Raw genomic sequence first — 14,652 nt, 5'->3', positions numbered from 1 at the left:
ATGGACCGCGTGCGCGGCAAGGTCGTCGTGGTCACCGGCGCGGCCCGGGGTCAGGGCGCGGCGGAGGCCGCCGCCCTGGCCCGGGAGGGCGCGCACGTCGTCGCCGCCGACCTCGCCGAGCCCAGGCGGCCTCTCGACGGCGTGGTCCACCGGCGTCTCGACGTCGCCGACGGACGTTCCTGGGCCGAGCTCGCCGCCTGGCTCCGGGAGACGTACGGCCGGGTGGACGGCCTGGTCAACAACGCGGGGATCACCTGGCGGGCCCGGCTGGAGGAGGTGACCCCCGCCGACCTGGCCCGCGTGCACGCCGTCAACCTCACCGGGCCGCTGCTCGGCATCCAGCACCTGCTGCCGCTGATGCCGCGCGGCGCCTCCGTCGTGAACGTCGGCTCGGCCGCCGCCCTCACCGCCCACTACCCGGTCGCGTACACGACCAGCAAGTGGGCCCTGCGCGGCCTGTCCGCCGCCGCCAGCCTGGAACTCGGCCCGCGCGGCATCCGGGTCAACACCGTCCATCCCGGGTTCATCGAGACGGAGATGACCGCCTCCGCCTCGCCCGCGTTCCGGGCCGCCAACCTCGCCGAGACCCCACTCGGCCGCGCCGGTACGGTCGAGGACGTCGCCCCGCTGGTGGTCTTCCTCGTCTCCGACGAGTCGTCGTACATCACCGGCGCGGAAATCCCCGTGGATGGCGGCTACACCGCGCACCGCGGCGCCAAGTCCATCTCGGACGCGCTGCGCGAGCCGGGGCATTGACGCGCGAACGCCCTGCCGGCCACGGCCGGCAGGGCGTCACTGCGGGTATTCAGAAGCTGGGGTAGATGTCGTAGGTCTGCCCGCCGACGCCGTAGTAGTTGGAGCCGGTGGACCAGAGGCTGTCATTGACCAGGGGCTTGTAGAAGAACTGCTGCCCCACGGGGACGTTGACCCCGCACTCCCACAGGTCGGCCGCCTTGCTGACGCAGTCCTGGCCGCTGGTCCAGCTCAGGGGTGTGTCACCGCGGAGGGCGATCCGGTTGCCCGCGCCCGGGTTGTAGTGGACGCGGACGGTGGTCGTGGTGGAGGCCGCCTGGATGCTCGCGCCGAGCGCGGTGCGCACCGACGCGCCACCGGTCGAGGTGGCGGTCAGCACGCCCCCGTACAGGCTGGTGGTGCTGTTCACCTGGTGCAGGGTCACGGTGACCTGCGCGGTGCCGTTGGCGGGCACCGTCACCTGGTTGCCGCTCAGGGTGAACAGGCCGGACGGTGCAGGCGTGCCACCCGTGGAGTCGGTGGCCGACGCGGCCAGGTTGAGCGTGACCGGGGTGGCGGCATCGTTGGTGTACGTCACGGTCTGCGTGGCCGTGGGCTGGGCGGCGGTGACCGACAGGGCGGCGCTCGGCGGGTTCGCGGTGACCTGCTGGCTCACCGCGCGGGCCGCGTCGACCCGGCCGGTGCCGTACGTGTAGGGGCTGGACCCGGCGGCGGCCGCGGTCGTTCCCATCAGGGCATCCTTCAGCCGCTGCGCGCCCCAGGCGGGGTGGCGCTGCTTGACGAGCGCGGCCGTGCCCGCGACGTGCGGGGTGGCCATCGAGCATCCGCTCATCGTGCCGTAGCCGCCGCCGGGCACGGCCGCGGTGATGTCCACCCCGGGCCCGGTCATGTCGGGCTTCAGCCCCCGGGCGCCCACCGGGCCGCGGCTGGAGAAGCCCGCCACGGTGTCGGTCAGGTCCACCGCGCCCACGGTCAGCGCCTTGTCGGCGACGCCGATGGAGCTGATGGTCGAGGTGCCGGGGCCGTAGTTGCCCGAGCAGACCACGAACAGCGCGTCGTACTGCGAGGTCAGGCTGTTGATCGCCAGGGCGACCGGGTGGTCGGCGTAGACGCTGTAGCTCGGGTCGCTCACGATGCTCATGCTGACGATCTTCGCGCCCTGCTCGCCGACCGCCCACTCCATCCCCGCGATGATCCCGGAGGTGGTGCCCCAGTTGTCGTCATCGAGGACCTTGCCGACGACCAGGCTCGCGCCCGGGGCGACTCCCTTGTACAGCCCGCCCGAGGCGGCGCCGGACCCGGCAACGGTCGAGGCGACGTGGGTGCCGTGCGAGTTGCCGTCCTCGACGCCGTTCGCGTTGCCGGTGAAGTCGGCGGAGGCCACGACCTTGCCCTGCAGGTCGGGGTGGTCGGTGTCGTATCCGCTGTCCAGCACCGCGACCTTGACGCCGGTTCCGTCGTATCCGCTCGCCCAGGCGGTCGGCGCGCCGATGTGCGGGACGCTCTGGTCGAGACCGGCCGACACCTTGCCGTCCAGCCACATCTTGGTGACACCGCCGCGCAGGGTGCTCGGCGTGGCCGAGCCGCCGGTCAGGCCGCGCCAGCCGTCGGGGGCGGCCTTCTTGCCGATGGCGAACGCGCTGAGACCCAGGCGGGGGAAGGCGTGCCGGCGCTTGGCCGCCGAACCGAGCGCGGCGTCGGCCTGGTCGGCGTTTTCGCTGGTCTTGCTCTTGGGATAGGTGGTCATGACCGGGATGGTCTGGCTGTGCGCGTCGTCGTAGCCCTCCGCGATCAGCGTGCCCACCTCGAAGAGCTGAGGGTCGAGCCGGCCGGCGCGGATGAGGGGGGCCGCGTCCGACGGGACCACCGACACCTGGTCGCCGCGGTCGGTGACCGCGAAGGTGATGCCCGTACGTCCCTCACCCGGCTCGACCGACAGGACGCGCAGGTCGTGCTTCTCCAGGTGCGCCTTCACCGTGTCGCCGGTGACGAGGGTGACGGTGTGGTCCCCTTCCGCGGCGGCTCCCGACGCCGCGGAAGGACCGGAGGGAGCCGAGGGGGCAGAGGAGTTCGAGGGGCTCGAGGGGCTTGAGGGGACGGTCTGTGCCGCGGCGGACACGGCGGGCAGACCGAGGAGGGCGGCCGTCGTGACGACGACGGCCAGGGATGATCTCCGCAAGGGTTGTCTCCCGAGTGGTCGAGTTGATCACTACGCCGACCACGCTAGGCTTCTGCGCGGAATCGTGAATTTTGCGAGATTCTTTTGTCCGCATGCTTCGTGATCATGGATCCGCAGCGCGCTTCATGCGAAGAAAGCGGTTTCAGTGGAAGCCGGCCCAGCGCGGCCACGATATCGGTAAATACACGCAACCATGTGGCTTCGATCACATTTGTCGTTATTGTTTTTTCCATTGCCCCTGGTGTACAGGGCCACCGGGTGTCACCAAAAGGAAACGAAGCGCATTATCCATCGCGAAACAAGTGCAGATTCCAACTTGCCGAACAATGCGTGAAAGAGATGTAACAGATTTTTATTTCATGAATTTTGTACTACTTCACGAGGCGGAGCCGGTGCGGTGGGAGGCTCCGATCGACCCGGTCGGCGGGAACCTGGGGTTCACGGTCGTCGTCCGGGGAGACGCCACAGTGGTCAGCAACGAGAACGAGGGGACTTTGGCCGTCGGCGGGGACCTCATCATGCGGGGCGACTACCGCGTCGCGGCCGACAACCCGGGAACGTACGTCGACGATGGCGATGCCCGGCCCACAGCGTTGGTGGTGGGCGGCCGGATCGGCTCTTCGCGACGTACCGCGAGCGGTCACAGGAGCTCGCCCGGTGCGCCGGCAACGTGGTGCTGACCGACGCGAACGGCCGGTCGTTCCCCGGCAACCAGGTTCCGCCGAACTCCGTGGTGCACATCAGCCTCTCCCCGGATATGACGAACGTCCTCAACATCACGGCGGAGAACCTGAGCAACATCTCGACGCTGGTCTTCGACAACCCCCCGACGGCGTCGGGACCGCTGCTGATCAATGTGGACACGAGCGCCCTGAACGGCGTCTACACCTGGGCCCCGCCGAACTTCTCGACTTCCAGTTCGGCACCACGCTCGACTGCGTCGCCGGCTCGCCCTCGCCTACGCCCACGCCCACGCCGACACCCACGCCCACCCCGACACCGACACCGACGCCCACACCGGTTCCGACACACGACCCCACGCATACGCCGACGGGGAGGCCCACCGCCACGCCCACCCGCGAACCCGACGTCACGCCGACGCCTACCGGTGGCCGGACGCTCACCCATGCGCCGAGGCCCGCGGCGCCGTCCACTCGCACGTCCGCCGCCCTGCCCGTCACGGCACCGGTCGCGGTGCCGCACGACCCGCAGAAGACCCACGCGACCGATCACGTCCCCGCGCAGCAGGGCGCTCAGCAGAGCTGGACTCACGCGATACAGCAGGGCTTGGGCCACTGGTACAGCCAGTTTGGTGCGCACACGCAGAACGACAGCGCGTTCACCCTGGTCGTGCCCCTGCAGAAGAAGGACGACGACTGGCCGATTTGGGGGCACAAGTCCTACCCCGCCTGGCATGACTCGCGTTCGGCCACGGATCAGCGACGTCGTCACGCGCACAAGAAACACAAGGTCCACGGCCACCATCCGGCCTGACCGTACGGCGCCGACCGTGCTCGTCGCCCCCACCCGCGGTGTCATCCGAGGACGGCACCGCGGGATCGGACGGCACCGGCTCAGCGTAGGAAGGCTGCGGCGATTCCGGCGTCGACGGGGATGTTCAGGCCGGTGGTGAGGGACAGGTCGCCGCCGGTGAGGGCGAAGACGGCGGCGGCGACGTGCTCGGGCAGCACCTCGCGCTTGAGCAGGGTGCGCTGGGCGTAGAACTCGCCGAGCTTGTCTTTGGGCACGCCGTAGACGGCGGCCCGGTCGGCGCCCCAGCCGGAGGCGAAGATGCCGGAGCCGCGGACGACGCCGTCGGGGTTGATGCCGTTGACGCGGATGCCGTGTTCGCCGAGTTCGGCGGCGAGCAGGCGCACCTGGTGGGCCTGGTCGGCCTTGGCCGCGCCGTACGCGACGTTGTTCGGCCCGGCGAACACCGCGTTCTTGGACGCGATGTAGACGATGTCGCCGCCCATGCCCTGTTCGATCATGATGCGGGCGGTCTCGCGAGAGACGAGGAAGGAGCCGCGGGCCATCACGTCGTGCTGGCGGTCCCAGTCGTCGGCGGTGGTCTCCAGCAGGGAGCGGGACAGGGACAGGCCGGCGTTGTTGACCACCAGATCGACCCCGCCGAAGGCCAGCACCGTCTGCCGTACGGCCTCGATGACCTGGGCCTCGTCGGTGACGTCGGCCTGGACGGCCACGGCGACGTCGGCGGGGCGGTGGGCGTGGGCGCCGATCTCGGCGGCGACCTTCTCCGCGGCGGCCAGGTCGCGGTCGGCGACCACCACGCAGGCGCCCTCGGCGGCCAGGCGGCGGGCGGTGGCCGCGCCGATGCCCGAGCCGCCGCCGGTGACCAGCGCGATGCGGGTGGCCAGCGGCTTGGGCGCCGGCAGGCGGCGCAGCTTGGCCTCCTCCAGCTCCCAGTATTCGATGCGGAACTTCTCGGCCTCCTCGATCGGCGCGTAGGCCGACAGCGCCTCGGCGCCGCGCATCACGTTGATCGCATTGCAGAAGAACTCGCCCGCGACGCGGGCGGTCTGCTTGTCCTTGCCGAAGGAGAACATGCCGACGCCCGGCACCAGCACGATGGCCGGGTCCGTACCCCGCAGCGGCGGCGAGGCAGGGGTGGCGTTGCGCTCGTAATAGGCGCGGTAGTCCTCACGGTAGGCCGCGTGCAGCTCGCCGAGACGGCCGATCACCTCCTCCAGCGGCGCGCCGGCGGGCAGGTCGAGCACCATCGGCGCGACCTTGGTCCGCAGGAAGTGGTCCGGGCAGGAGGTGCCCCGGGCGGCAAGCTCCCCGTGCCTGTCACGCGACAGGAAGTCGAGCACCTCCGGGGTGTCGGTGTAGTGGCCGACCTGCCGGACGTCGGTCGAGCACAGGCCGCGCAGCACGGGGAACAGCTCCGCCGCCCGTTCGTGCCTGGCCTGCTCCGGTAGCGGCTCGTAGCCCGGCTTCACCGGTCCGAACGGCTCGGGCCTGCCGTGCTCGGCGATGTACGCCTCGGCGGTGCGGATGATCCACAGTGAGTTGTCCGCGCACTCGGCGGAGGTGTCGCCCCAGGCGGTGATGCCGTGCCCGCCCAGGATGCAGCCGACGGCCTGAGGGTTGGCGTCCTTGATGGCGGCGATGTCCAGGCCGAGCTGGAAACCCGGCCGCCGCCAGGGCACCCAGACGACCCGGTCGCCGTAAATGCGCCGGGTCAGCTCCTCGCCGTCGGCGGCGGCCGCGATGGCGAGCCCCGCGTCGGGATGGAGATGGTCCACATGCGCCGCGTCGACCAGGCCGTGCATCGCGGTGTCGATCGACGGCGCGGCCCCACCCTTGCCGAAGGCGCAGTGGTCGAAGGCCGCGACCATCTCGTCCTCGCGCTCGACGCCCGGATAGACGCCGGTCAGCGCCCGCAGCCGGTCGAGCCGCAGCACGGCCAGGCCGGCCTCGGTGAGCGTGCCGAGGTCGCCGCCCGATCCCTTCACCCACATCAGTTCCACGTCGGAGCCGGTGACCGGGTCGAGGGCCGTTCCCTTGGCCGAGGCGTTGCCCCCGGCGAAGTTCGTGTTGCGGGGATCGGCTCCCAGCAGGTGCGCGCGTTCGAGCAGCTGCTCAACCGGCGTGGTCATGCAATTTCCCCCTACGAGTGGTCAATATGCTCGGACGATATTGGATGCATAGGACGAGTTGTGACAAAACGGGCGACGGGCGGCAGGCTACAGCGGCGCGCCGAGCCGCCGGAGACCGGCCCCCGGACCTGGCCCCCGGACCCGGACCCCCAGCCTGGCCCACAGCGAAGGACTGCAGCGAAGGACGCGGTGAGGACCTGCGCGGCGCGGGGATCCGCGACGGCCGCAGCCCACCTGCTGGGCCTGGGCGCGCGACGGATCGGTTACGTGACAGGCCCGCGCTCGATCCGCCGGCCCACCCACCGGCTCGGCCGGATCGCCGCCGAACTGCTGCCGGACGAATGCGACCGCCCCCGACAGCCACGTGCACCAGCAGGTGATGTTCCAGCCCGAGCTCGTGGTCCGCGCGTCCACCGCGGGCCGTACGCAGCCGCAGGAGAGCGAATGAGCACCCATGCGGCGGTCGACCTGGTGCGCCGCAGCGAACACCTACCGCCCGCGGGGCGGCGAGACCGCCTGGAACCACGCCGAGGCCGGTCTGCCCGCTCCCTCGTGAGCCCGGGTGTCCCGCTTCGGCGTCAGCGGACCTGGCCCACGCCGCCGAGCGCGCCGGCCTTGCCCTCCCGTACGAAGGGGTAGTCGGTGTCCGGCCGCCACTCGTGCAGCGGCACCACGCCCGGCTCCACCAGGTCGAGGCCGTCGAAGAACGTGACGATCTGGTCGTACGACCGGGAGGTGGTGCCGGGAACGGAGGTCCGGCTGAAGACCTTGCGGCCCTCCTCCTCCTGGTCCTCGCTCAGCTCGCCGAGGGAGCCGTGCGACACGACCAGGTAGCTGCCCGGCACGAGCGGTCCCCGGAGCGCCGTGACGATCTTCAAGGCCTCGTCGTCGTCCGGGACGAAGTGCAGCACGCCGAGCAGGAGGACGGCGAGCGGCTGGGAGAAGTCGATGTGCTCCCGGACCTCCGGATGCCGCAGCAGCGCCTCGGGGTCGCGCATGTCCGCCTCGACCGCGCGCACCCGCTCGTTCTCGGCGAGGATGGCCCGCGCGTGGACGAGGACGATGGGGTCGTTGTCCACGTAGGCGATCCGGGACTCCGGGGCCAGTTCCTGGGCGACCTGGTGGACGTTGCGCTGCGTCGGAAGCCCGGCGCCGACGTCGAGGAACTGCCGGATGCCCTGCCGCGAGAGGTAGGTGACGGCCCGGATCAGGAACTCGCGGTTCTCCCGGGCGATGTCGGGAAGGTTGGGAAGAATCTCGATGATCTTCTCGGCGGCCTCACGATCCGCCGCGAAATTGTCCTTGCCGCCCAGGTAGTAGTCATACATCCGGGCGACGCTGGGCGTAAACGGGTCGACGCCCGCAGGCGCCTTACGCTCGTCCACAACACTCCCCTCGTCGTACATCAAGGATGGTACGGCCTTGATCGCGATCGGGAGGACACGTCACCGGATTGTCATCAAACCTCAGATACCGGCATGAAGGGGCCATCGAGGCGGTGCATGAGGCACCGGTCCGCGGCGGCAACGGACACCACCCTTCGCACTCCTGGCACGCCGGATTACACCGGGCGAACGTCCCGCGAAATCTCCCGTCCGGCACCGGCCGTCCGGGACCGCACGGCGCCCCGAGGTTCCCCGCCGCAGGCCCCTCCGCCGCGTCGGCACCGGCGAAGGCGCGCCCGGCTGACCTGCGCGCATCCGCTCTCCGCGGCACTCCATCACGGAAGCGCGTCGAATCTGTTATCAGCCCCGGCGGACCACTCCTTGACGTGCCAAGACGGTAAATTTTCGACCTTACGGACAGTACGTTACCCACCTCGGTGCATGTCCGACAGTCTTGACAGTGCACGCCGGCCCGCCTACGGTCACGAAACACCGCCGTCATACGCAGTTAAATGTTAGCGCTAACAGCATGAGGAGCCCCCCACTCATGAGAGCGGCCCCCGCCACAGCTCGCCCCATCCCCCGCGGGAACGTTCCGCGCCTACCCGCCCGTACGAACCCGGCCCCTCATGAGCGATCGCCTCGTGGACGTCTCGCCCGCACCCCCGAGGTGAGCGCCCCGCTCCTCGCGCCACATCACCGGTAGGGCTTCGCCTTCACCCTCGGCCCCTCACGCTCCGGGCTCCCCCGGCCCTCCCCGACAGGACCACCGGACCGGCCGCGGGCCGGCAGCCCGCCCGCCCCCACGCCGACCGCTCACTCGCATCCCCACCCCCCACGTGTCAGGTGTTGCCTGACGTCGCCCATCAGAGGAGTTCCGCGTGCCCAGAAATCGCCGAGGCACGGCGATCACCCCACTGACCCCCCGGCAGTCGCGGGGGATCTCGCTCGCGACGGTCGCCGCGCTCGTGTGCACCGGTCTCGTGTCCACGGGCGGTGTGGCGAACGCCGCCGGGTGGTCCCCCAAACCCTCGTACACGTCTACGGACAAGGGTGACGGCACGTATTCCGTGCCGATTCTTCGCTCCGACGTGCCGGACATCAGCGTGGAGCGCGTCCCGGCCTCGGAGAACAAGGAGCACCGGGACGTCTACTACATGATCAGCACGACGATGCACCTCAGCCCCGGTGCGCCGATCATGAAGTCGTACGACCTGGTGAACTGGGAGATCGTCAACTACGTGTTCGACCGGGCGGACATCGGCGACGCCTTCTCCCTCCGCAACGGGCAGAACTCCTACGGCCAGGGCCAGTGGGCGTCGTCCTTGCGCTACCACGACGGCAAGTTCTACGTCGTCTTCAACACCAACAACCTCGGCGGCGCCTACCTCTACAGCACCGACGACGTCGAGAACGGGAAGTGGAAGCGCACGCCCCTCGGCCGCGCCCTGCACGACCCGTCGCTCTTCTTCGACGACGACGGCACGCCGTACATCTTCTACGGCTCCGGCGGGACGAGCGCCGTGCGCCTGAACAGCGACATGACGGCCATCGCGCAGGACTACCCGAACATCTTCACGGCGGCGGACTACGCCGGCAAGCCGTTCATCGGCGGCCTGTTCGAGGGCGCCCAGGTCTTCCACATCAACGGCTACTACTACGTGGTCGTCATCACCTGGCCCTCCGGTTCCGGGCGCCAGGTCGCCATGTTCCGCTCGAAGGACCTGCTCGGGCGCTACACGTCGGCGGACGGCTCGAACACCTACGAGGCGCGCGGGGTGCTCAACTCCAACGGCTTCGCCCAGGGCAGCCTCGTGCCGATCTCGCGCGAGGACGGCGGCACCGACTGGTACGGCATGTTCTTCCGCGACAACTTCCCGATCGGGCGCACCCCGGCCCTCATCCCCGCCACCTGGCAGGACGGCTGGCCGACGTTCGGCAACAACGGGGTCGTGCCGGTGGAGGGCACGTTCGCCAAGCCGATCAAGCTCAGCCCAGAAGAGGAGACGTTCGAGCAGCAGAAGGGTCTGGTAGCCTCCGACGACTTCGCCAACGACGCCCCGCACAAGGCGTACATGGACGAGCAGTGGACGATCCCTGACCCGCCCACGTACGACGACTCGCTCATCGGCGTCGAACTCCTGCAGAACGCCGGGTTCGAGTCCGACGCGGTCTCACCGTGGGCCGGGCAGTACGGCGCGACGCTCAGCCGGGACACGACCGACCCGGCCGCGGGGTCCGCGGCGCTGAAGGTGAGCACCCGCACGCTCAACGGTTCGGGACCGAACCAGTACCTGAACGGGAAGATCCAGCGCGGCGTGACCTACACCGTGTCGGCGAAGATCAAGTACGCCTCGGGCCCGAGCAGCATCCGGTTCAACCTCGTGGCGGACTGGGGTGCGGGCGTCCAGACGATGGCGTCCGGGAACGTTCCGGCCGGGCAGTGGACGACGGTGACGGGCCAGTACACCGTCCCGGCGTCGGCGAACGTGGACAACTTCAAGTTCGCCGTCGAAACCCCGTGGGGCAACCCGCAGCCGGCGTCGTCGAGCGTGGACTACCTGATCGACGACGTCTCGATCGTCGGCCGGCCGGTCACGACCGAGAGCCCGAGCAAGGAGGAGATCGCCCCCAGCGGGTCGCGGCTCGACCCGGTGTGGGAGTGGAACCACGCCCCCGACAACCGCTACTGGTCGCTCACGGACCGGGACGGCTGGCTGCGGCTGACGACCGGCAAGGTGGTCACGGGCAAGTACGTCTACACCAAGCTCTCCGGCCGGGACGAGCTGACCTGGTTCGAGGAGGCGCGGAACACGCTCTCGCAGCGTACGTTCGGGCCCCGGCAGTCCGTCGAGACCAAGATGGACATCTCAGGCATGAAGAACGGTGACGTCGCCGGTCTCGCCGCCTACAACCGCGGGTTCTCGTACGTCGCGGTCAAGCGCGTCGACGGCCAGAACACGCTGGGCGTCGTCAACCGGGGACAGCCGTTCGCGGTCGACATCGACCAGTCGGCGATCGAGAACTTCGTGCCGGGCACCACGGTGTCGCTGGGAGACGCGACCCAGGTGTACGTGAAAGCGGACCTCGACTTCAGCTCGCCGGTCGGGCAGCTGTGGACGACGTTCTACTACAGCCTCGATGGGCTGAAGTGGACCCAGCTGGGCAGCCGCGTCGGCCCGCAGACGCTGGACGGCAGCCTCTCGCACTTCATGGGGCACCGCGTCGGCCTGTTCGACTACGCGACGAAGGAGAAGGGCGGGCACGTCGACTTCGACTACTACAAGCTGAGCGACACGCTGACCGCGCAGAACAAGCCGCTGGACACCAGTGCCCTCGACGCGGCCATCGCGTACGCCGGCACGCTCGACAAGCGCGACTACCCGGCGGACGCCTGGGCCGGCATGCAGGCCGCGCTCGACGGCGCGAAGGCGGCGCGGGCCGGTGAGTTCGGCACCCAGAACCAGATCGACGCGCCGGAGCGGACGCTCAGCTACCAGCTGGCCCGGCTCGGCACGCTCAAGTCCGTCGCACCGGAGGTCAAGCTGACCGTCACCGCCTCCTCCCGCTGCATCGGCACCTCGGCGTACCTGGCGGTCACGGCCGTCAACGACTCCGGCGTGCCGGCGACGGTGACGCTGACCACCCCGTTCGGTTCCAAGACCGTGGCCGACGTGGCCCCCGGCAAGCAGGCCTACCAGTCCTTCAACACCCGGGCCGGTCAGATCGACGCGGGCACGGTGACCGTGAAGGGGACCGCGACGATCGGCGGCAGGCAGGTCACCACGTCCTACGACGCGGCCTACCCCGCGGCCGGCTGCCGCTGAGCTGCTCACACCGCGGCCGGCTGCCGCCGACCGCACCGGCCGGCGGTGGCCACGGTCCGCAGGACGAGGACATCGCCGTAGCACCACCGGGGCCGGCCAGCCGACCGGCCCCGCCCCCTAACACGTCGCGCGCATCTGCGCCGTTCGCCAGGGCGGGCGGCTGCCCATCCCTATCCGCAGACCCGCCCCGGCGCGTCCGTGTCCCCGAAAAGTCTGAGGTCAAGGAGGATATTCAGTGTTGAAACGCGTTCGAAGGACGACCCGTCGACGGGTCGCCGCCATGGCGGTGGCCGGCGCCATGCTGGCCGCGGCGGTCGCCGCGACGGCGGGGCCGGTCCAGGCCGCCGCCCCGAACATCATCGTGAACGGCGGGTTCGAGGACGGCCTCGCCGGCTGGTTCACCAACAACGGGAACGCGACCGACGGCGCGACGCTGTCGCCCACGACGGACGCGTACGCGGGCGCGAGCGCCGTGCTCGTCACCGACCGCAAGACGACCGGATCCGGCCCGATGCAGGACCTGTCCGGCAAGGTGCAGGCCGGCAAGACGTACGCGATCACGGCGCGGGTCAAGTACGAGAACCCCAACAGCCCGGCGACCAAGCAGTTCTTCGCCACCATGCACTACGGCGGCTCGACCTACACGAACGTCGGCACCGTGACCGTGGCGCGCGGACAGTGGGGGCTCATCCAGGGCACCTTCACGATTCCGGCGGGACAGAGCGTCACCACCGCGAGGCTGTTCTTCGAGACACCGTGGACGTCGAACCCCGCGTCCGCCCCGGACACGCACCTCATGGACTTCAAGGTCGACGACGTGTCCGTCTCCGAGTTCGTGCCGTCGACGACCATCGAGGCGCTCGGCAAGAACCCCGGCGAGGGCAACCCGCTCATCTCGCACAAGTTCGGCGCGGACGGCAACGCGTTCGTCCACGACGGCCGCGTGTACATCTACATGACCAACGACACGCAGGAGTACAAGCCGGGCCCCAACGGCGTCTCCCCCACCAACACGTACGGCGGGATCAACACGATCACGGTCATCTCGTCCGACGACCTCATGAACTGGGTCGACCACGGTGAGATCCCCGTCGCGGGCCCGAACGGCATCGCCCGCTACGCGAACAACTCGTGGGCCCCCGCCATGGAGAGCAAGGTCGTCGACGGCAAGGAGAAGTTCTTCCTCTACTTCGCCAACAACGGTGGCGGCTCGGGCGTCATCGTCGGCGACTCGCCGGTCGGCCCCTGGCACGACGAGCGCGGCAACCTGCTCATCACCAGTGCCACTCCGGGCGCGTCCGACGGCAAGAACTGGCTCTTCGACCCCGGCGTGTTCGTGGACGACGACGGCCAGGGTTACCTCGTCTTCGGTGGCGGCGGCGACGACGGGTCGCGCAGCGCCGAGAACACGAACCACCCGAAGTCCACGCGCGTGATCAAGCTCGGCGACGACATGATCAGCACGAAGGGCTCGGCGGAGGTCATCGACGCGCCGCTCGTGTTCGAGGCCGGCCACCTGTTCAAGCGCGACGGCAAGTACTACTACTCGTACTCGTCGAACTTCGGGTTCGGCGGCACGATCGACCCGAACGGCCCGCCGACCGGGGCCATCGCCTACCTCATGGCCGACAGCCCGATGGGCCCCTGGACGCCCGAAACGTACAAGGGGATCATCTTCCGCAACCCCGGCACCTACTTCGGCGCCGGCGGCAACAACCACCAGTCGGTGTTCAAGCTCGACGGGCAGTACTACTTCACCTACCACGCCCAGACGCTCAACAGCCGCATCACGGGCGGTGCCACCCAGGGCTTCCGCAGCCCGCACCTCGCCAAGCTCGACTTCAACGCGGACGGCACTATCAAGGAGGTGAAGGGCGACTACAAGGGCGTCGAGCAGATCCGCAACCTCGACCCCTACCGGGTGATCGAGGCCGAGACGATCGCCTGGCAGCAGGGCATCGCGACGAAGAAGGTCGACGGCGGGTCGGAGGAGTTCGGCGCGCAGGCGCCCAACCTCGTGGTGCACGACATCGACAACGGCGACTGGACGTCGCTCGCGAAGGTCGACTTCGGCGAGAACGGCGCCACCGGCGTCACCGCCAAGGTGCGCCCGCTGGTGGCGGGCGGGAAGATCGAGATTCGTCTCGACGGCCGCACCTCGCCCGTGGTCGCGACCATCCCCGTCGACGCGCCGCTCGGCGAGTGGACGAAGCTGACCGCCAAGCTGGACGGCGTCAAGGGTGTGCACGACGTGTACTTCACCTACGCCGGACCCGAAGGCGCGGACCTCTTCGAGATCGACTCCTGGTCCTTCGCGGCGAACCCGTCGTCCTCGCCGAAGGTCAAGCTGACGGTCACCGCTTCCTCTCGCTGCATCGGCACCTCGGCGTACGTGGCGGTCACGGCCGTCAACGCCGGTGACGCGCCGGCCACGGTCACGCTGAACACGCCGTTCGGCACCAAGACCGTGACCGACGTGGCCCCGGGCAAGCAGGCCTACCAGTCCTTCAACACCCGGGCCGCCCAGGTCGACGCGGGCACGGTCACCGTGACCGGAACCGCGACGATCGGCGGCAAGCAGGTCACCACGTCCTACGACGCGGCCTACACCGCGGCCACCTGCCGCTGAGCCGCTCACACCGCGGTCAGCTGCCGCTGAGCTGCTCATACTGCGGTCAGCTGCCGCTGACCGCAGCGGCGGTGACCACCGTCCACGCGACGAGGACACCGCCATAGCACAACCCGGGGCCGGCCGGCCGACCCGCCGGCCGGCCCGCCTCCCATATCTGGAGCGATCACATGAAAATCAACCGGACTACCCAGCTACTCGCCGCGTCGGTGCTCGGCCTCGCGCTCGCCGGCGCCGGCGCGGCCGGTCCCGCGCT

General features: G+C 69.8%; 7 protein-coding genes and 1 pseudogene. 5 read left to right on the top strand and 3 right to left on the bottom strand.

From position 1 onward, the window contains the following. Complete coding sequence (locus tag Msi02_RS40930) at positions 1-756, top strand: SDR family NAD(P)-dependent oxidoreductase (RefSeq protein ID WP_204053105.1); 756 nt, start codon at positions 1-3, stop codon at positions 754-756. 49 nt (positions 757-805) lie between these two features. Here the strand turns inward: Msi02_RS40930 and Msi02_RS40925 are convergent, their stop codons facing one another. Next, positions 806-2,932 carry a S8 family peptidase gene (locus Msi02_RS40925; RefSeq protein ID WP_204053104.1) on the bottom strand — a complete coding sequence of 709 codons (2,127 nt, stop codon included), beginning with the start codon at positions 2,930-2,932 and terminating at the stop codon, positions 806-808. A gap of 92 nt (positions 2,933-3,024) precedes the next feature. Here Msi02_RS40925 and Msi02_RS44705 point away from each other — a divergent pair. Both Msi02_RS44705 and Msi02_RS40915 read left to right on the top strand, forming a co-directional pair. Continuing rightward, a pseudogene (locus Msi02_RS44705) lies at positions 3,025-3,776 on the top strand (collagen-binding domain-containing protein); the annotation flags it as partial. Between the two features lie 350 nt (positions 3,777-4,126). Continuing rightward, positions 4,127-4,426, top strand: coding sequence for a hypothetical protein (locus tag Msi02_RS40915; protein ID WP_204053103.1), 300 nt, complete (start codon positions 4,127-4,129; stop codon positions 4,424-4,426). An 80-nt stretch (positions 4,427-4,506) separates the two neighbouring features. Here Msi02_RS40915 and Msi02_RS40910 read toward each other — a convergent pair whose 3' ends face one another. Together Msi02_RS40910 and Msi02_RS40905 are read right to left on the bottom strand one after the other, a co-directional pair. Further along, the gene (locus Msi02_RS40910; RefSeq protein WP_204053102.1) at positions 4,507-6,555 is read right to left on the bottom strand and encodes a bifunctional aldolase/short-chain dehydrogenase; all 2,049 of its coding nucleotides are present in this window, start codon (positions 6,553-6,555) and stop codon (positions 4,507-4,509) included. 578 nt (positions 6,556-7,133) lie between these two features. Further along, positions 7,134-7,961, bottom strand: a complete 828-nt coding sequence (locus Msi02_RS40905; protein ID WP_204053101.1) for an SAM-dependent methyltransferase — start codon at positions 7,959-7,961, stop codon at positions 7,134-7,136. Positions 7,962-8,821: 860 nt separating this feature from the next. On the opposite strand from Msi02_RS40905, the gene Msi02_RS40900 reads away from it, so the two are divergent. Together Msi02_RS40900 and Msi02_RS40895 are read left to right on the top strand one after the other, a co-directional pair. Continuing rightward, on the top strand, positions 8,822-11,767 hold the full coding sequence (locus tag Msi02_RS40900) for a family 43 glycosylhydrolase (RefSeq protein ID WP_204053100.1): 2,946 nt from the start codon (positions 8,822-8,824) through the stop codon (positions 11,765-11,767). Positions 11,768-12,005: 238 nt separating this feature from the next. After that, positions 12,006-14,396 carry a family 43 glycosylhydrolase gene (locus tag Msi02_RS40895; protein ID WP_204053099.1) on the top strand — a complete coding sequence of 797 codons (2,391 nt, stop codon included), beginning with the start codon at positions 12,006-12,008 and terminating at the stop codon, positions 14,394-14,396. Positions 14,397-14,652: the final 256 nt, after the last annotated feature.

It is taken from the genome of Microbispora siamensis (assembly GCF_016863095.1).
Lineage (GTDB): Bacteria > Actinomycetota > Actinomycetes > Streptosporangiales > Streptosporangiaceae > Microbispora > Microbispora siamensis.
This window is presented reverse-complemented; position numbering and strand designations above follow the sequence as displayed.